18 protein-coding genes are annotated in these 18,436 nt (G+C 38.2%); 5 read left to right on the top strand and 13 right to left on the bottom strand.

Annotated elements, in window-relative coordinates; genetic code table 11:
• Positions 1 to 117 precede the first annotated feature (117 nt).
• From RWZ05_RS06175 to RWZ05_RS06160, 4 genes are all read right to left on the bottom strand, one after another.
• On the bottom strand, positions 118 to 747 hold the full coding sequence (locus tag RWZ05_RS06175) for a hypothetical protein (RefSeq protein ID WP_314642973.1): 630 nt from the start codon (positions 745 to 747) through the stop codon (positions 118 to 120).
• 29 nt (positions 748 to 776) lie between these two features.
• Positions 777 to 1,460 carry a hypothetical protein gene (locus tag RWZ05_RS06170; protein ID WP_314642972.1) on the bottom strand — a complete coding sequence of 228 codons (684 nt, stop codon included), beginning with the start codon at positions 1,458 to 1,460 and terminating at the stop codon, positions 777 to 779.
• Between the two features lie 181 nt (positions 1,461 to 1,641).
• Entirely contained in the window at positions 1,642 to 2,313 is a 672-nt protein-coding gene (locus RWZ05_RS06165) for a hypothetical protein (RefSeq protein ID WP_314642971.1), read from the bottom strand.
• 199 nt (positions 2,314 to 2,512) lie between these two features.
• A complete protein-coding gene (locus RWZ05_RS06160) occupies positions 2,513 to 3,418 on the bottom strand; it encodes a metal ABC transporter substrate-binding protein (protein WP_314642970.1) in 906 nt (301 codons plus the stop codon).
• Positions 3,419 to 3,565: 147 nt separating this feature from the next.
• Between RWZ05_RS06160 and RWZ05_RS06155 the strand changes: the two genes are divergently transcribed.
• The 3 genes from RWZ05_RS06155 to RWZ05_RS06145 all read left to right on the top strand — a co-directional run bounded on the left by RWZ05_RS06155 (position 3,566) and on the right by RWZ05_RS06145 (position 5,675).
• Positions 3,566 to 4,351, top strand: a complete 786-nt coding sequence (locus RWZ05_RS06155) for a metal ABC transporter ATP-binding protein (RefSeq protein ID WP_314642969.1) — start codon at positions 3,566 to 3,568, stop codon at positions 4,349 to 4,351.
• On the top strand, positions 4,344 to 5,162 hold the full coding sequence (locus RWZ05_RS06150; protein ID WP_314642967.1) for a metal ABC transporter permease: 819 nt from the start codon (positions 4,344 to 4,346) through the stop codon (positions 5,160 to 5,162). Before RWZ05_RS06155 ends, RWZ05_RS06150 begins: the two co-directional genes overlap by 8 nt.
• 102 nt (positions 5,163 to 5,264) lie before the next feature.
• Positions 5,265 to 5,675, top strand: coding sequence for a transcriptional repressor (locus tag RWZ05_RS06145; protein ID WP_314642966.1), 411 nt, complete (start codon positions 5,265 to 5,267; stop codon positions 5,673 to 5,675).
• A 91-nt stretch (positions 5,676 to 5,766) separates the two neighbouring features.
• On the opposite strand, the gene RWZ05_RS06140 is transcribed toward RWZ05_RS06145, so the two are convergent.
• From RWZ05_RS06140 to RWZ05_RS06125, 4 genes are all read right to left on the bottom strand, one after another.
• Complete coding sequence (locus RWZ05_RS06140; protein WP_314642965.1) at positions 5,767 to 7,107, bottom strand: anaerobic C4-dicarboxylate transporter; 1,341 nt, start codon at positions 7,105 to 7,107, stop codon at positions 5,767 to 5,769.
• A gap of 216 nt (positions 7,108 to 7,323) precedes the next feature.
• Positions 7,324 to 8,712 (bottom strand): adenosylmethionine--8-amino-7-oxononanoate transaminase, encoded by a 1,389-nt coding sequence (bioA, locus tag RWZ05_RS06135; protein ID WP_314642963.1) that lies wholly within the window; start codon positions 8,710 to 8,712, stop codon positions 7,324 to 7,326.
• A 111-nt stretch (positions 8,713 to 8,823) separates the two neighbouring features.
• Positions 8,824 to 9,576, bottom strand: a complete 753-nt coding sequence (gene bioD / locus RWZ05_RS06130; RefSeq protein ID WP_314642962.1) for a dethiobiotin synthase — start codon at positions 9,574 to 9,576, stop codon at positions 8,824 to 8,826.
• Between the two features lie 504 nt (positions 9,577 to 10,080).
• Positions 10,081 to 10,626: a carbonic anhydrase gene (locus RWZ05_RS06125; protein ID WP_314642961.1), complete on the bottom strand. Its 546-nt coding sequence runs from the start codon at positions 10,624 to 10,626 to the stop codon at positions 10,081 to 10,083.
• A 347-nt stretch (positions 10,627 to 10,973) separates the two neighbouring features.
• Between RWZ05_RS06125 and RWZ05_RS06120 the strand changes: the two genes are divergently transcribed.
• Both RWZ05_RS06120 and RWZ05_RS06115 read left to right on the top strand, forming a co-directional pair.
• A complete protein-coding gene (locus RWZ05_RS06120; RefSeq protein WP_314642960.1) occupies positions 10,974 to 12,014 on the top strand; it encodes a putative sulfate exporter family transporter in 1,041 nt (346 codons plus the stop codon).
• Between the two features lie 135 nt (positions 12,015 to 12,149).
• A complete protein-coding gene (locus tag RWZ05_RS06115) occupies positions 12,150 to 12,764 on the top strand; it encodes a LysE family transporter (protein ID WP_314642959.1) in 615 nt (204 codons plus the stop codon).
• 42 nt (positions 12,765 to 12,806) lie between these two features.
• Here the strand turns inward: RWZ05_RS06115 and RWZ05_RS06110 are convergent, their stop codons facing one another.
• The 5 genes from RWZ05_RS06110 to RWZ05_RS06090 all read right to left on the bottom strand — a co-directional run bounded on the left by RWZ05_RS06110 (position 12,807) and on the right by RWZ05_RS06090 (position 18,195).
• A complete protein-coding gene (locus RWZ05_RS06110) occupies positions 12,807 to 13,691 on the bottom strand; it encodes a LysR family transcriptional regulator (RefSeq protein WP_314642958.1) in 885 nt (294 codons plus the stop codon).
• A gap of 136 nt (positions 13,692 to 13,827) precedes the next feature.
• Positions 13,828 to 15,033 (bottom strand): MFS transporter, encoded by a 1,206-nt coding sequence (locus RWZ05_RS06105; protein WP_314642957.1) that lies wholly within the window; start codon positions 15,031 to 15,033, stop codon positions 13,828 to 13,830.
• A 288-nt stretch (positions 15,034 to 15,321) separates the two neighbouring features.
• Positions 15,322 to 15,927, bottom strand: coding sequence for a hypothetical protein (locus tag RWZ05_RS06100; RefSeq protein ID WP_314642956.1), 606 nt, complete (start codon positions 15,925 to 15,927; stop codon positions 15,322 to 15,324).
• Between the two features lie 142 nt (positions 15,928 to 16,069).
• Complete coding sequence (locus RWZ05_RS06095) at positions 16,070 to 17,341, bottom strand: putative porin (RefSeq protein ID WP_314642954.1); 1,272 nt, start codon at positions 17,339 to 17,341, stop codon at positions 16,070 to 16,072.
• A 251-nt stretch (positions 17,342 to 17,592) separates the two neighbouring features.
• A complete protein-coding gene (locus RWZ05_RS06090) occupies positions 17,593 to 18,195 on the bottom strand; it encodes a hypothetical protein (protein ID WP_314642952.1) in 603 nt (200 codons plus the stop codon).
• Positions 18,196 to 18,436 lie beyond the last annotated feature (241 nt).

Raw genomic sequence — 18,436 nt, 5'->3', positions numbered from 1 at the left:
TAATTATATCACAAATTCCAAGATTTAAATTATATATAATTTATTTTAATATAAATTAAAACATAAAAAACCGCAAGACTTTCATCTTACGGTTATATAGAGCTATATTAAAGCTGTTTACTTGAGCAAAGTATGGAAAACTCGAATCCATTGAGGTAAAACAGATACAGACAGCAAGGCTACAATGAACATTACAATATAGGTCTTAACAATACCAAGACCTACATAGCGTCGCATAAGTTGAGCACCTATAAATACAGCATAATACTGACTAAACATAGTAACTAAATACGCTATATCCGCTACGTATTTTTGCTTTGATATGCCGAATAAAATAAGACCTAGAATATGAACAAACACTAATACAACTGTACGAAGTGCATTCGTATAGGCTAATCCATATATATAATTGCTCATAACCCCTCTATAAGTACCACTACCACCTAATAAAATAAGTAAGCGCCATATAACAAAGGCTCCTATGAGGATTTGGAAAATCAAAAAAGATGCATTGGCAATAGCGCTGACCATATCAAAATGTGAAAAGCCGGTCATACGCTTTATGCCAAGTATAGGTGCTATTGCTTTCACTAGCAATGGCAAGGCATAGATCATGCCATATAATACAATAGTAGAGACCACTAAATTAGCCAGTGCTCTCGCTATAGTGCCATAGGCAAGAATATTTTGAAAGGATTGTTCACTCAACTTTGTAAACAAGTGCAATATATCCTTATACCAATTCATAGATACTCCTTATATTCAACCTATGTATTTTATCGAGTCAACATATAAAGACCTTCACACAAGAGTGCCACAAGAATAGCCACCAGCATAACGCTCAAACCTTCATAAGTAGTTCCATTAATGCAAGCCCCTGTAATACGTCCCATCGTTTGTAACAGTAATCCTGTACTTAAAACACATAAAACAATCATACAGAATCCGATAACGGCCTGTATCAATAATGGTACAGATGTAAGAATCAACATGATCCCTGCTGTAAATGTATACAAAGCAACCACCAGTTGAGCAAAGGCCATCATATGAAATACACCTGTCGTTATAGCACGGATGTAAAACTTACGTTTTTGTAAAAACGCATAACCTACAATGACCCCTGCCATTAGAATGCCTTTTACAATGACCCCTATAAAACGGCCTACATTCCAAAACTCTCGAGGTTTACCTAATTGATCAAAGAAAACTTGTATTTCATGTTGCCCCACTGGAAGGGCAAATAATTGCCCCTTTATTAATAACGAAGAATTACGTATAAACGCACGTATTGCATCTATATATACACCTTCACCAACAAGTGTGAATTGATAACATATGAGTGTTAATAGTATCATCCCTATTAATTGTCCGTAAGCAACATCAAAGTGATACATACGTGGATTTTTTTCTTCAATGGGGTTTAATAATCGATATACAAACTCTACTAAACCAACCATCATATCGCTCACCACCTTTTACACAATAATAATAAGCACCACCCAAATTTGGATGATGCAGCACACAACACAAGGATCACGAATTTAAATAATGAGTTTATTATTAATTCATTTTCTGTTCATTATTATAGCACAAAAGCAAGGTACATTCATACCTTGCTTTCATATTTTTATGACTATTTAATTACATACGAACAGCAAGCATAACTAAGCCTACCAATATACCAATAAAGACTACGGGAACAAGACTCGCTAAAATACCGATACCAAAAGTCGAAAGACGCCCTTTTTCTATTTGACGTGCCATAAGTGTCAAACTCACCCAGAAATACCAAATATAAACTACCACTTGGAGTATCATATAAGAGAAACTAATAATATATAAGATAATATCAGGCGCATAAACATCTAAATTAATCCCGTTAACGATAAGGACTAATATCGCTTGAACAATAGATAAAACAAGGGATATAACCATAGAATATGCACTTTGGTACCAACAAATCTTTAATACAGACTCATAATTGGTATGAGCCCCAAATTTATTAGCTATTTTGCTGAAAATAACTGAGTAAATGGCTAATACAGCAAAGGCTATTAATGCATAAAAAACGACTGTAAAAATACCTGCTCCAGCCATAATCCCCAAAACAGTGCCTAGCGGTAAAGCTGAATACCCTAAGGAATAAGACTCTACAAGGCCTATACTCCAACTTACCAAAAGGCTAATAACAAGCATCCCTATAGCAGAAGCAAAGCCTCGTTGAATTGTACCAAACTCTACAATCTCTGAAATACCACGTTTAAAGGGAAATCTAATTAATAACCATAGATCTAAATACCATTTTCTTTCCATACAACCTCCTACAAACGTAAATAGCACACGTATTCTTTTCTCATTGTATCATAATATACTTTTAAAATAAATATAAATTTATTTTAAAAGTATTTGACAATCATGATTAGCAAATAAAAAGCAGCCCTTTTGATGTACCCCCTTTACGGGATAACCAGTAAAGGGCGATATATCATTTGAGGGCTGCTTTTCGTTTACCTTATTTCAAAGATTCAAGAATTTCTTCAAGGTTTTCGTCCATACGTTCTAGGTATGATTTGTTATTTTCATTACTTTCAATAGTGTAAATAGTTTCTACCTTAGCACCAACTTCTTTTGCCAAAGTTTTAGATACTTCTGGGCTAGCCATTTCTTCTGCAAAGATAGTAGTAATGTTATTTTCTTTAACGTATTCGATGAGTTTAGCTAATTGCGCTGCGTTTGGTTCGCCTTCAGCAAACACATCTTCTACGCTGTTTTGTTCCAAACCAAAGTCACGGCTTAAGTAAGCAAATGCGGCATGGCCTGTAACGAAGTTTTTACGAGGAGCTTTAGCGAATTGCTCTTCATACTTTTTAATCATTGCATCTAATTTTGCTACGTATTCAGTGTAGTTCTTTTCGTAGTAAGCCTTGTTTGCTGGATCAACTTTTACAAGAGCATCCTTGATATTCTTTACTCCAATTTTAGCATTTTTCAAAGATAACCATGCGTGAGGATCTTCTGCGCCATGTTCCTTAATTTCTTCAGGATCAGTATTTTTAATAGCTTCTACACCTTCAGTAGCTACAACAGTTACGAGCTTATCATTTTTAGCTGCTTCGATAGCTTGTTGTGCCCAAGGCTCCATACCAAAACCGTTATAAACAAACACTTGAGCTGTCGCCAATTGTTTCATATTTTCTGGTTTCAACTCAAAATCATGGGGCTCAACGCCATCTGGAATAATAGTAGACACCTCTACCTTGTCACCGCCAATAGCCTTTGCGAATTCAGCCATTGCATTAAAACTTGTCACCACTTGGATCTTCTTACTTGCTTGTTCCTTCGGTGCATCATTACCACAGCCTGCAAATAAAGCGGCCATCATGATGCCTACAACTAACAAAACCAGTTTCTTGACCATCGTAGTCCTCCTTTTGTTAATCCTGAACGCTATGCCTTCACAGAATACTTCTCATTCTCCAATTGCAGTTGCGACTCAGTTGCATTTGTAATATAGTTATAGTATAAACTTACTTAGAATTTTGTCAATTAGAAATGTGGTTTTTATATGTTATCCATAGAACATCTTTATTTTTCCTATCAAGGTCAGCCACCTTACGTGTTGAACGACCTAAATCTTCATATTCACAGAGGTGACTATATATCCATTGTTGGGGACAATGGGTCTGGTAAAAGTACCCTTCTACGCCTCATTTTAGGTTTTCTTACCCCTGTGAAAGGCTTAATCAAACTAGATAGCAACAACATTCGCTATGTATCACAAAAAAATGATTTCTCTCATGCAGGCTTTCCTATTACGGTCAAAGAAATTCTCGACTCCTATCGCAAGCTTTTAAAAATTAAAGATAAAAACGAAGTTAATCGCGTATTAGAGCTCACGAATATGACGGAATTTAAAGACCGTCTTATCAGCAAGTTATCAGGCGGCCAAGCACAGCGTGTATCCATCGCTCGTGCCCTCATCGGTAGTCCTGACCTCATCATCCTCGATGAACCATCCACAGGCATCGATAGAAAAAGCCAGGAAGGCATCTACGCTCTTCTATGCGAGTTAAACCAAAAGCATCATATTACGATAATCTCTGTTGAACACAATCTTGAAATGGCAATTGCTAATTCTACCAATATCTACCATATCACAAATGGTCACGGCCACCTTTGCTCACCTGAGCAATATGCTAACGAAATCATGCATAGTACAGGTCGTAACCCTGTAGATCACGAAAACTGTTCCTGCTTCACAGATGTAACCACTCAGGCTCAGGCTCAGGCTCAGGCTCAGGCTCAGGCTCAGGCCGATGATACTACAGCGAAGGAGGTGCGCCATGTTTAGTTATGACTTTATGCAAAATGCCTTCTTCGTAGCCATCTGCATTTCCCTCTTATGCCCATGTATCGGCATTTTCATGGTATTGCGACGCTCTAGTATGATTGGCGACACCATGAGCCATGCCTCCCTTGCAGGTATTACATTAGGTCTATTAACAAATACAAATCCTATTCTAGGAGCATTTATCTTTACCGCTATCTGCGGTGCCCTCATCGAGTTCTTGAGGAAATACTTTTCCCACCACCTCGATTTAATTCTAACAATTATATTGTCACTAAGTATTGGTACTGCTATTACTCTTATTAGTTCAGGCAAGTTAAAGGCTAACGCCAACGTATTTTTCTTTGGCAGTATCTTAACGGTAAATACAACAGATATGATCAGCATTGCAGTGCTTACTATTTTGTCAGTATTAACTCTATACTTCTTGTATAACTCTTTACTCTATATTGCTTACGATGAAGAAGCCGCCCGTGTGGCAGGGGTTAAGGTAGATTTTATTAACTATATCTTTGCTATTCTTATGGCTGCCGCCGTGTCTATCTCCATCAAAATCGTCGGCGTTCTTGTACTAAGCGCCATGATTGCCTTGCCTGTAGCATCGGCACTACAACTAGAAAAAGGATTTAGAACAACTTTACTATGCTCCATTGGATTTAGTTTGCTTGCCATGATTATAGGTCTATTCGGATCTTACTATCTCAATGTGGCTCCAGGTGGTTTCGTGTCCCTTACATCTGTAGCAATTTTACTTGTAGTATTAATCATCAAGAATATTCGTACCATCCTACGCCGTATGCAATTTAGCAAATAAGCAAATCATCAATACATTTAGATAGATATGTATTAGGAAAACAAATTATTCAACTATTCAAATGTACAGTAGCTTAGTATAAATCAGAATCGAAAGAAAGTTATGAATACAACAACTTGGCCAGAAGGCATAAAAAAGACCAAGCAGCGTGAAGCCATTTGGTCTGTATTAACGAGTACAGATAAACCTATTACCGCTATGGAAATCGCAGAGCGATTAGGCGATAGTAGTACGACATGGATGTCCACAATTTATCGTACTCTTGAATTATTAGAAACAAAAGATATCATTACCCGTACAACACTCATGGGTAGCGATATGGCCTACTATGAAATTACACCACATACACACCGTCACTACGCAGTATGTACTAGCTGTGGTTCTATGATTCCACTCCATACATGCCCTGTTGTAGAGATCCCAAAAGAGCTCTCCGATGCAGGTTTTACCGTCACAGAACATCACCTAGAAATTGCAGGGCTCTGTAAAAAATGTAATAGTAACAACAAATAATGTATAAGCAAACAAAAAGGACGTAACGTTTAAAGTTACGTCCTTGTGTATTTTTAATGTGTTTTGTATCAGCCTTATTTAGCTTTTACCATTACAGCATCATTGGAGCAACTACAAAACCAAGTGCTACTGCAATAGCGATGGCAAGCACGCCAGGGATGAAGAACGAATGGTTAAATACAAATTTTCCGATTCGTGTAGAGCCAGTATCATCCATTTGTACAGCCCCCAAGAGTGTTGGATATGTAGGCAATACGAAAAGTGCAGATACAGCTGCGAAGGATGCGATAATAATATATACAGATCCTGTGTTCTCTGGCGTAATGCCGAGAGCTAAGATTACAGTAGGTACCAACGCTTGTGTAGTTGCCGCTTGGCTATACAACAATGTACTTGCAAAGAAGAATGCTACAGCTAACAAGAACGGATATGCCGCTACCAGGCTAGAAGCAAGATCTCTAATTGCAGGAATATGACCTCTTACGAAAGTATCGCCCAACCATGCTACACCTAGTACGCAGACACATGCGGACAAGCCGGATTTGAATGTGCTAGTATCAACAAGTTGTGCTGTATCAAGCTTACAGAAGTAAGTGATGGCTGCTGCGATAGTCATCATGAACCCGATGATAGCGTCATTTCGACCAAAGATAACTGGTTTAATAAGACCGATGTTTGGGGAAATGGCAGTGGCATAGAATACGATACAAATAATACCAATTAAGAAAATCAATACAGAAGTTTTTGCGCCTGGTTTCAAGTGGAAATCAGCATTTTTTTCACGAGGTGGTGCCACGTGACCTGCTGCCAAACGTTCTTGGTATACTGGATCAGAAGACAAATCATTATTCGCAAATGTAGACATGATAAAGGCAGTAATCATAACCGCTACAAAGGTTGTAGAAATACAGATAGCGAGCAATGTAGGGTAATTTACGCCATAGGGCTCAAGGAAACCACTCATCGCAACAACTGCTGCAGATACTGGGCTTGCTGTAATAGCGATTTGACTCGCTACAACGGCGATGGATAAAGGTACAGATGGCTTAATGTTTTCACTTTTTGCCACCTCTACGATTACCGGAATCATAGAGAATGCTGTATGACCAGTACCAGCCAATAGAGTTAAGAAATACGTTACTGTTGGTGCTAAATAGTTGATATGTTTAGGATTTTTGCGCAAAATATTTTCCGCAATACGCACCAAATAATCAAGACCGCCGGCTAACTGTAAGGCACAGATGGCAGCGATAGCAGACATGATGATGAGAATTACATCCCAAGGAATCTGTCCTGGGAACATACCCATACCAAGGCTTAACAATACTACCCCAAGGCCGCCAGCGTAACCGATGCCCATACCACCAAGGCGAACACCAAGGAAGATGGCACCAAATAAAATAAGAACTTGCATAATTACATAAATGTCCATACGATGACCTCCTTTATACATATATAGTATCATAGATATATTAATTAATCATAGAATTTTGAGAATGTATAGAATATATTTTAAAAATGTCATGAAAATATTGATTTTTCTATATAAAAAAGCTACACCGACTGCGTTTAAACACTAGTAAAAGACAATCGGTGTAGCTTTTAAATATATGGTTATACCTAGGATTAGATTATAGATATATTCATATTACAAAATAATAGGACGTAAATCTTCTAGCAAGCCTTCTTCTTCGGTAGCACGTTGGATACTTTCACCAACAATGCGGACCATATCCTCTAATTGTTCTACAGTGGACGCCAATGGAGGCATGAGGATAACTACGTCACCGATAGGACGGCAGATGAGACCTTGTTCACGAGCAAGGATGGCCACCTTAGCACCAACCGCATCATTTGGACGATATGCTTCGTGCGTAGTCACGTCTTTTTCAAGTTCAATACCTACAATGAGGCCCCGTTGACGAACCTCTTTAACATGTTTCAATTTTTCAATTGGCTTCAATGCATTGGTGAAAGCCTCGATTTTTTTAGGTAATCCTTCAATAACCTTTTCATCCCGGAATACTTTCAAAGAAGCCAGTGCAACGGCACACGCCAAGGCGTTCCCTGTATAAGAGTGACCATGATAGAATGTTTTCTTTTCTTCAAAGGTGCCAAGGAATGCATCAAATACGCGTTTTGTAGTCAAAGTCGCCGCCAATGGCATATAACCGCCTGTAATACCTTTAGATAAGGTCATGAAATCTGGAGATACACCTTCATGTTCGCAAGCAAAGAATTTACCAGTACGGCCAAAGCCTGTAGCTACTTCGTCAACAATGAGGAATACATCGTGTTGTGCAGTCAACTCACGAACTCGTTTCAAATAGCCGTGAGGCATTACGAGCATACCTGCTGCTGCTTGTACGAGTGGCTCCATAACGAGCGCTGTAATTTCATCCCCTTCTTCATTAAGGATACGCTCTAGTTCAGCCAAGGATTCTTCAAAGGCTTTATCTCGATCGGCTACATCTGCATATACGCCAGGGCTTGGCAAAGTTAATGGCTTGAATAATAGATTATGGAATACTTGATGGAACAACTGAATCCCACCTACAGATACGGTACCTAATGTATCCCCATGATAGCCAGCATTGAGTGCGATAAACTTAGTCTTTTTCGTTTGCCCTACTTGTTGACGGTATTGATACGCCATCTTAATAGCTACCTCGATAGCCGTACTGCCATCATCAGATAGGAATACTTTATCTAAGCCTTCTGGAGCAAGTTCTACTAACTCTTTACATAATTGTGCGGACGGTGGGCTTACAAGACCTAATAATGTACTATGGGCGATTTTATCGATTTGCTCTTTCAAGGCTTGGTTTAACACAGGATGATTATGACCGTGAATATTAACCCACAAGGAAGAAACGCCATCGTAATACTTTTTACCATTCTCATCGATAAGGAATACCCCCTCACCCCGTTCGATTACTACCGGCTCTTGTGCTAGCCAATCTTGCATTTGTGTAAATGGATGCCATACAAACTCGTGGTCCCATTGTGCTGCTTGTGAAAGCTGTTTCTCTGCCATTTTGTCACCTCATACTTAACAAGTATTACAAACTATAACTCTCTATTACATAACTATCTAATCTATACAAAATTGTAGATTTAATCTCTACAAAATCATTCTATCTAAGCTTTATAGACCTAACACTGTATGCCATAATTTCTTAGAATCAATAAATGAGCGAGCCCAACCAAGTTGAACCTTTTGAATATCCGGCCCTTGGTATGGCGGTACAACGGCTACCACAGGAATCCCGGTATAACGTTCCATGTCAGCTACATTTGTTTTCAACAAGAATGGATCTACGGCCGTCGTATCATTTACGATAATAGCTTTTACCTCGATACCATGCATCCTTGCATATTCGCAAGTCAGAATGACACGGTTAATAGAGCCAAGTCGGCCATCTGCTACGACAATAGCTGGTAATTTTATAGCCTTCATAAAATCTGTGAAAGTTTTATCCCCATAGAGAGGAGTCGTGATACCACCAGCCCCCTCTACAAAGGTTAGATCATAGCGGTTCACCACATCTAAGGTGTGCGCTACAACGCCATCATAGTCAATTTCGATACCAGATAATTCCGCTGCAAGACGAGGAGAAAAATCTCCTGCAATCGCATAAGGATTCACTTCATGACGACGAGATTCAGGAATACCAGCAGCACGCATTAAATGCGTAGCATCCTTACTTTCAAGACCTACATTATAATTATCCTCATCCATCGTTACGCACTCAGGAAAAGGTACCGCGCTAGAAGATACAGGTTTCACCATACCAACGGCAAAACCATCATCTACAGCCATAGCCCCTAACAAGCCTGTTACAAACGTCTTGCCTACATCCGTATCCGTACCAATTATAGAAATACCTAACTGCTTCATACATGGCTCCTCTCAAGCGAATACTCACCGCTGCATAGGTTAACTCACTTATGTGATTAAGTTTACAATCTAACTACAATATACAGCTAAAAGGAATATATAGTCAACCTATTATTACGCTTAAGGTTTACCGTAATAGGACTATATGGGGCCCCGATACATTAGTGTGAGCCTTGTTAAAAATCACAGAACCTAGCTCATCGCTCCAAAGCGAGCTAAGTCGCTCCTCACTAGGTTCTGTGATTTTTATAGCTATACTTATGTAATAGTCCCATATAGTCCTATCTACAACCATAAATGCGAGAATAATAGGTTGATTTAGATACAGTGAATTCCGTTTTATTGATTTATGAATAGACTCGATGGGACTAGTTCATAAATACAGTTATAAAAAGAGTGATGACTAACCGATTAGCGACTTAGCTCGCTTTGGAGCGTAAAGGTTAGTCATCACTCTTTTTTACCTAAATGTAGTTATGTAACGGGGCCCAATCGAGGCCACCACTAAATCTCAATATAACGGAATTCGCCTGTATCAGGATCCATCATCCCCCCATAGAATCCCATTCCCTTCGGGAATAGCGGATGGTTGCGCAAGAAGTTAACTGTATAGATTACATTATCTTCAGAGATATGGAATCGGTCCATCCAGTCGATAAGGCCAGGTTCTATCATACGGATCGCATCTTCACTGATTCCTTTTTCTTTCATAGATTCCATGAATGTTGTAGCAGAGAAGTCAATCATACCACAGTTTTCATGGCCAATGACTAATACGTCTTCAATTCCCATACCATAAGTAGCAACGAGTAAGCTTTGTACGATGTTATCGATAGGTTGCGTTACACTATTACCAGCTGTTTTAATAACGATAACTTCACCGCGGTTAAAGCCTAAAGCTTCTTCTAGCATGCATACCAAACGGGTATCCATGCAAGTTACAATACCAAGTTTTTTCGTAGGGTGACTTGTTAGCCCCGCCTTTGGTAGCTCAGGATGATTATCTACATATTTTTTATTAATTTCAATTATTTTTTCAATGTCTATCATAAGGCACCTCACTATATGTGTTCTATTTCCACTTGAAATAGGTTCTACTCATTATATACACCTTATTCAGCACAAAACAAGTTAAATTTATCACTTATAAATAATTATTATAACCTATTTAACTCACAAAAATGCCATTAATTACATAATAATTCTATACTTATCATTATTATTCATCTTTATAGCCCTTGACACCTTTATATTCACAAAAATGAATATGTTGTATATTTCTTACATAAATAGTAGATTAAAAAACCTACAATATGGTACTATTAAAACTATAGAAAAGAAACGCCACATGATACCGCATATGACGTAAGCTGTATGTACAGTAAGGAGGTTTTATAATGGGTATCAATCAAAAAACGTTGCCAGGCATCTTACTCTGTGCTGTTCTCGCTATTCCTTGTTGGCTACTAGGACAGCAGTTTCATCTAGTAGGTAGTCCAATCTTTGCCATCATTTTAGGTATAATTATTGGCTCTATCTTCACCTCTTGGAAGCGAGAAAAAACAGGTGCTGGCATTGGATTTACATCCAAAAAGATTTTACAATGGGCTGTTATCTTATTGGGCTTTGGTCTTAACATCACACAGATTTTACATGTAGGTTGGATTTCTTTACCAGTCATTATTTCTACCATCGCTACATCCTTAATCGTGTCTTATGTTATCTTCCGTTTAACCCACATCGACTCTAACACAGCGGTTCTCATCGGTGTAGGCTCCTCTATTTGTGGTGGCTCCGCTATCGCTGCGGCAGCACCAATTATAAAGGCGGAAGATCAAGATATTGCGCAAGCGATTTCTGTAGTATTCTTCTTCAACGTTGTAGCCGCTTTCGTATTCCCTCAATTTGGTAATGCCATCGGTCTCTCCAATATGGGCTTTGGTTTATTCGCTGGTACTGCTGTAAACGATACATCTTCCGTAACAGCAACTGCTGCTGTATGGGATAGTATGAAAGGCACTGGTACACAAGTACTAGAATATGCAACAATCGTTAAATTAACTCGTACCCTTGCTATTATTCCGATTTGTTTAGGTCTTGCTAGTTACCAAGTATACAAAGCAAAACAAAATGTGGCTCAAACAGATGGTGCTAGCGTAAGCATTGCTAAAATCTTCCCTAAATTCGTTCTCTACTTTGTCATTTGCTCCCTTATTACAACAGCTTTATCTTATGCTAATGTAGATATCGGCTTCTTAAGTATCTTCAAAACAATTTCCAAATACTTTATTACCATGGCCATGGTGGCGATTGGTCTTAATACGAATATCGTGAAATTGTTGAAATCTGGTGGCTCTGCCCTTGCATTAGGAGCTTGTTGCTGGATTGCCATCACTGCCGTAAGTCTTGTAGCACAACATATGATTGGCTTATGGTAAGAAATATACATGCTTTGTATAATGTGCTATAATTGTATATAGTTAGAATAGTAAGAACCCCTCCAGTGATGGAGGGGTTTCGTGCTACTATTCACCTTATTAGTGCTTTATCATACCATAGTCAGGAGGGTTAATATGTACTTCTTACAAGGACTTCTTGTCGGCCTCGCTACGTTTGCCCCTGTTGGCATGCAAAATCTGTTTATTATTAATACGGCGTTAGTCCAACCAGTACGTCGTATTATACTAACGCTCATCATCTTGGCACTCTTTGATATGAGTCTCAGTGCAGCCGCCTTCTATGGTATCGGTGCCGTACTTGAAATATGGCCTATCACCAAATTGATTGTTCTCATTTTTGGCGGTCTCCTCATCGTATACATGGGCGGTAATATATTTAGAACTGAGCCAGATATGCGCAATGTAGATACGCATATTCCTATCAAAAAAATCATTATGTCTGCTATCGTTGTATCTTGGGGCAATCCTCAAGCCATCCTCGATGCGACAATGATGCTAGGTGCTTTTCAAGCCAATATTCCAAAAGAAGGCATATACTATTTCTTCGCTGGGTTCCTCACTATGACCCCCATGTGGTTTAGCGCCCTAGCCACAACGATGCATCTATTAGCTAAGAAAATTAAAATTAGCCATATGGTATGGATCAACCGCTTCTGTGGCACGGTTCTTACTATTTATGGTATTAAATTATTCATTGATGGTATTACGATGTTACTAGAGTTTCTCTAATATAAAAGCCGTTAGCAATGCTAACGGCCTTTTAATTTGTATTTAGAATTCAGCTAATACTTGTATAAACATATCCTTAAAGGCTTCTACATAGGTGTTATTCTGATTCCTTTGAGTTACGAAATAATAATGACGTTCCATAGTCTTACCATGATTCGTAAGAACCTTTCGTTCAATTCCTGGCAGTGCATCTGTTAGGTATTTAAAGCGATCCAACAATAGTAAACCTTGTTGTCCAGCTACTAAATAACGAGCCTCTTCTAAAGTTCGGGCATACGCAAAGGCACCACTATAGCCCAGTGCCTTTCGATAATGATCTTCTTCCGTCAAAGTATATTTACCACGACACACTAAAATCAGCGGCAAATCATCAATAGTCTTTAGCTCCACACTACCTACATCCGTGTAGCCTTGTGGAACCTCGATGATAGTAGTGGCTTTATCGATCAATTGGCTTTCATAATCATCAGATAAAACTTGCCATTGATCATTAAATACTACATCTACACGACGATCTTGTAACATACCATATAATTCTTCATGACTGCCGCTATACATGCGAATATCTAGATTCTTATAGCGCTTTGCCATACGAATTACAGTCTGTTGCATTGCAATGCCACTATACCGATTCAAATAGCCAATACGCAAGCTTACTCTCGCATCAGTACCAATGCGTGTCGTTTCTACCTTAATATCATGAAATCGTTCTAATAATTTTTTCCCAGACCGGTATAAATATTGCCCTGCTGGTGTTAGGTAAAAGCTGCGTTTCTCCCGTACCATCAACTCAACACCAAGACTAGTTTCTAGCGCTTTAATTTGTTGTGAAATTGCAGACTGGGACACATATTGTTCTGTTGCAGCTTGGGTAAAACTATTATTATCTACTACACACACAAAATACTCTAACTGTTTTAATATCATAACTATACACTCTCATCTCTCAATATCGTACGGACTACCACCGTACAACCACAACACAAACCAACCCCTCTCATTGGCTTCTGTTACCTATATTACTAATTATATTTAATTGTATGTAATTGTGAAAGTCACTAAACTAGGATACGCTACTTTCACTAGGAATCACTAAGTTACGATACACAAATAGCGCTGCTACAAAGAATATAGCTGCCGTAGTCCAGAATACAGCACCATAGCCAAAAGTACGAGCAATCATACCACTAATAACAGGGCCAAACACATTGCCCATCATAGCTACACTCGATACAGTACCAAACACTATGCCTCGGCGCTCAACAGGAACCGCCTTAGATATGAGGGTATTTGCAATAGGAGTAACGAACCCCATAAAGAACCCTGCAATAGCACGGAATATACCAAGGCCCCATATACTAGGCATCATATATTGAAGTATAAACAAGGTCCCCACAGCCCACGTAGCAGTAAATACTATTCGAGGCATGGTCACACATCTAGTTACCTTGCTAATTGAAACCGATGCTAAGGCACTGAATAAACCAGCGCCAAAGATAATAATACCAACAATAGTCGCTACAAACTCGTCAGTCATATGCATATAGTGCTTAATATATAACGGTAAAATAGGACCTATACCTGTGATCCCAAAATTACATAGGAATAGCAATCCTACTAGGAGACGTACACGAGGTATAGATAAAAAATATTTAATCAGCGAAATTTCTGATACACTTTCATCAACCTTATGCTTGAACTGTAAATTAGGCATTAACAGATAAATTCCTAACAAACAAATCCCCGTTAAAGCTGAAAATAAGAGGAATGGCGCCCGATAGCCTAATAGGTCAGCAGCTAGCCCACCCATAAGGGGGCCAAAAACGAGGCCCATAACCATAGATGCTTGGTATAGTCCCATTGCCCAAGGAACCTTTTCTTCAGGTGTTACAAGGATAATAATAGCTAAGCCTATCGGTACATAGCCACCCACAACACCTTGCAAAATACGTAGAATCAACAATTGCATTGGCGTCTGTGTAAAAGCACAAGCACCAACAGTAATCATGAGGGTAAATAAGATGAACATCATTACCTTGCGCGGCCCCAACTGGTTTGCCTTTCGAGACCAGTACGGAGCACTGAGGGCTACCATACATGGGGTCACCCCCGACACAATGCCCGCCCACATAGCCGCCTCACCAGGATCATGAAGCCCTAGTTCAGCTAAAAATAATGGAATAAATGATAGTACACCGATAATCGTTATACCCCCACCAACCTGTATGGTACAGATTAGGTATATAATTCGTTTCCAAGAAGAATCCATAATGACCTTCTTTCCTATCTGGTTTTATCTATATATGGATAACGCTAACCAGCTCAATATAATTTAAAAGATACTATAACACATCAGTAATGTGTATAGTGCCAAATTTTATTCAAAACCAAACAACAATCAGCATATACTTACATAAATACCTAGAATATATACTTACAATCTTATTGTATCGTAAAGAACAAAAAAAGACCATCTCTTACTATAAAAGGTTTAGAGATGGTCTTTTCACATTATAATAATCCCATTTTAGGGAACAAAGATAACGTTTACGTTCTATTACTTTTGTTTAAACATCCAATAGATATAGTAAATAACAAGTGCATAAGTCACTACGTCAAACACAGGCAAGAATGGCACCATTTTAGATAAGCGTCCAAATCCATGAACATGGATATTTGCCGCAATAATAGCAATAAGATTCAAGCGATGAATCCAGATTGCTTTCTTACGGGATACAGATTTTGCCATATTGCCCACCCAAGGTGTTAAGTATAACACTGCAAAGATAAGAGCAATAAACATAGACACAAGGGCGATATACCCACCCCAGAAGCCTAAGAAGGATTTCAAAGCTTTCAAGAAGTATACATACCAGTGTGCACATACGAGAACAACACTAACAATACCTACGATACGATGAACTTCAAACATTTCTTTTGGATTGTATCGTTTGATAAACCATTTTGGTTTAGTTGCAATGTATGTTAATACAAGCCAGGCCACATAAGGAATAAGGCCTAAGTGAACCTTCCAATTACCGAATGGTCTACCACCTGTTACATAACCATATTCCACCATACCCATAAATATTAAGGATAAAACTGCAATCCAAATTAAAATATGATATTTACTCTTAAACTGTTTTTTTACTACTTCTGCCATAATAAACCTCTCTATGTCTTATACGAACTACAAGTATACATCTAGTTTGGTCTAATGTAGCATGCTAATACAATACTCTCCTTATAGCATTCTACTTAGAACTAATTATATTAACATTCAAGTCAATTTTTTCAAATTAAAATTAGAATTTGAAGTTAAGATCTGCACGGTAGTAATCGTTTACACGGTTACCATCTTGAGTTTTAGCATGGAAGCCGTAGTATGCATTAATGCCAACATTTTTCTCTGGCGCATAAGATGCACCTAACTGCCAAGCTTTATACCCTTCAAAACGTGTTGTTTTTTGTAAATCATTAGATTCATATTTTTGCGTTTTGAAGATTGGTGCATTTTTAGCTTGATCGTAGTAGTCTAAGCCTACTGACCAGGAGTTCTTTTTATCAATTTTGTAGTTCCCCCATTTAGCACCTACATTCCAAATATCGGAATCACTTAAGCCAGATGCTTTTACCCATTCACCATAAACATCTAGTTTACCTACATTGTATTTTGCATTAAAGCCATATACATTATCAAAATCATTATTTCTCAAGCCGTTACCCATACGAACATTTGCAGTCCCTACATGAGCAATCATACCACCCAAAGTAAAGTGTTCATTTACAGCTACATTAGCATTCACGATACCCACATCGCCATTATTTTCTTTGTTAACCTTAGCAAAACGACCTGCTGTCATATAACCATAAGCACCATTTAATGTCACTTTTTTACCAAGCTTAGCTGTAGCACCAACGCCATCAAAATTGGAGTTATAAATGAGACCGCCACCAAATTTTTGAGTGTAACGACCTGCATCTACTACAACGTTTTTACCAAACTTGTGCTCTACATATGCCAAATCCCAATTAGCTTGAGCCTCTTTAGCACTATTACCTAATTCTATAGGACCAGTCGTAATACGAGCTTTCACGGAAGTATTTTTGTTAACCTTTGCATCGAGGCCTAAACGCACGCGGGCTGCGATTTTATCGTCATAATCATAACCATCGCCACCTTCTTTGCCGATGTAATTAATACGCGCATCACCTGTAACTTTTACATTACCTACGCGATCTTCCAATTTTGCGACACGTACACCAAGTGTATGTAACTCATTGGAAAACTCATCAGCTAACCGATTCAACATAGCTTGTTGTTCAGCGTTTGCACGGTCTTGATTAGCCATGCCTTTTGCAATCATTTGAGCCATTTCATAACGAGTAATGTTATTTTGACCTCGGAAAGTACCATCTGGATAACCATTGATGATACCAGCTGTAGCCAATTGATCTACAGCTTGGTAAGCCCAGCTATCGGACGGAACATCGGAAAATGGATTAACAGCAAAGGCTGTAGCCACCCCCATCATGGCTGCTACTGCAAAAGCACTAGTCATTTTACGTTTCATCATAATAAACCTCACACACTAAAATAAGAAAAAATAAAATGAATGGATAACGAATATACGAACTTAATTATCATTATCATATATAACATAAAAATAATAACAACTTTCATTAACTGAGTAAAGAGAAAATGTATATCAATCTCACAATCATATATGCCTTTAACTAATAATATGCCCTATCTAATTTCGTAAATAATAAAAAAATAACGAAAAATCCCTTCTGTATAACACAGAAGGGATGCTCGGAATACATATTATTTCTTTTTAAACATCAAGTAGATGCAATAGATGACAAGTCCATATGTGATGATATCAAACACTGGAAGGAATGGTACCATTTTAGAGATACGATTAAAGCCATGAATATGAACGGAAGCAGCAACTAATGCAACTAAGTTGAAACGGTGCAACCAAATACCAATATTACGGCTAGATGCAGTTACTTTTCTAAGTTTTGGAGTTAAGAATGCAAGGCCAGAGATTGTACCAATACAGAAAGCAGTAAGAGCTACATAGCCACCCCACCAGCCGAGGACAGAATTAGCAGCTTTACCAAAATAAAAATATAAATGGAATGCGATAACAGCTACAGAGGCAATACCTAACGCACGGTGAACCTTGAACATTTCACCTAAATTATAACGGCTTGTAAACCATTTAGGGCGCGTAGCTAAGTAAGTCATCACAATCCACGCACACCAAGGCACAAGTCCTGTGTATACTTTATAGTTACCAAAGGCACGACCACCTGCGATATAACCCCACTCTAGTAAACCGATCATAATTAAAGAAAATACAGCAATCCATATAAAGATATGGTAAATACTCTTATACTGTTTCGTTTCCACTTGATTCATCTTAAACCTCTCTAAAATAACACCTATAATATCTAATTTACTTAATATATTTTATCATTTAAATTGAAATTTGTAGATTACTTTTATTAGATAGGTAACATCTATTATAAGAATAATTCTAATTTAATCTCTTATGCTAACTATATAAACGATTGCAAAATATTTCGGTAAAATTGGCAAATAAAAGCCCCTTGTACGGATTAGCATACACTAATACCAATACAAGGGGCTAAGATTAATT

The sequence above is a fragment of the uncultured Veillonella sp. genome, assembly GCF_963543145.1.
GTDB lineage: Bacteria > Bacillota > Negativicutes > Veillonellales > Veillonellaceae > Veillonella.
Note: the sequence above shows the minus strand (reverse complement) of the source record. Positions and strands in the feature narration are given on the sequence as shown.

Coding starts and splice junctions, on each gene's coding strand:
- RWZ05_RS06100 (WP_314642956.1), bottom strand. CDS start 15,927: ATGGCAGAAGTAGTAAAAAAACAGTTTAAGAGTAAATATCATATTTTA.
- RWZ05_RS06145 (WP_314642966.1), top strand. CDS start 5,265: ATGAATACAACAACTTGGCCAGAAGGCATAAAAAAGACCAAGCAGCGT.
- RWZ05_RS06115 (WP_314642959.1), top strand. CDS start 12,150: ATGTACTTCTTACAAGGACTTCTTGTCGGCCTCGCTACGTTTGCCCCT.
- bioD (WP_314642962.1), bottom strand. CDS start 9,576: ATGAAGCAGTTAGGTATTTCTATAATTGGTACGGATACGGATGTAGGC.
- RWZ05_RS06170 (WP_314642972.1), bottom strand. CDS start 1,460: ATGATGGTTGGTTTAGTAGAGTTTGTATATCGATTATTAAACCCCATT.
- RWZ05_RS06125 (WP_314642961.1), bottom strand. CDS start 10,626: ATGATAGACATTGAAAAAATAATTGAAATTAATAAAAAATATGTAGAT.
- RWZ05_RS06155 (WP_314642969.1), top strand. CDS start 3,566: ATGTTATCCATAGAACATCTTTATTTTTCCTATCAAGGTCAGCCACCT.
- RWZ05_RS06175 (WP_314642973.1), bottom strand. CDS start 747: ATGAATTGGTATAAGGATATATTGCACTTGTTTACAAAGTTGAGTGAA.
- RWZ05_RS06165 (WP_314642971.1), bottom strand. CDS start 2,313: ATGGAAAGAAAATGGTATTTAGATCTATGGTTATTAATTAGATTTCCC.
- RWZ05_RS06090 (WP_314642952.1), bottom strand. CDS start 18,195: ATGAATCAAGTGGAAACGAAACAGTATAAGAGTATTTACCATATCTTT.
- RWZ05_RS06120 (WP_314642960.1), top strand. CDS start 10,974: ATGGGTATCAATCAAAAAACGTTGCCAGGCATCTTACTCTGTGCTGTT.
- RWZ05_RS06150 (WP_314642967.1), top strand. CDS start 4,344: ATGTTTAGTTATGACTTTATGCAAAATGCCTTCTTCGTAGCCATCTGC.
- RWZ05_RS06140 (WP_314642965.1), bottom strand. CDS start 7,107: ATGGACATTTATGTAATTATGCAAGTTCTTATTTTATTTGGTGCCATC.
- bioA (WP_314642963.1), bottom strand. CDS start 8,712: ATGGCAGAGAAACAGCTTTCACAAGCAGCACAATGGGACCACGAGTTT.
- RWZ05_RS06160 (WP_314642970.1), bottom strand. CDS start 3,418: ATGGTCAAGAAACTGGTTTTGTTAGTTGTAGGCATCATGATGGCCGCT.
- RWZ05_RS06110 (WP_314642958.1), bottom strand. CDS start 13,691: ATGATATTAAAACAGTTAGAGTATTTTGTGTGTGTAGTAGATAATAAT.
- RWZ05_RS06105 (WP_314642957.1), bottom strand. CDS start 15,033: ATGGATTCTTCTTGGAAACGAATTATATACCTAATCTGTACCATACAG.
- RWZ05_RS06095 (WP_314642954.1), bottom strand. CDS start 17,341: ATGATGAAACGTAAAATGACTAGTGCTTTTGCAGTAGCAGCCATGATG.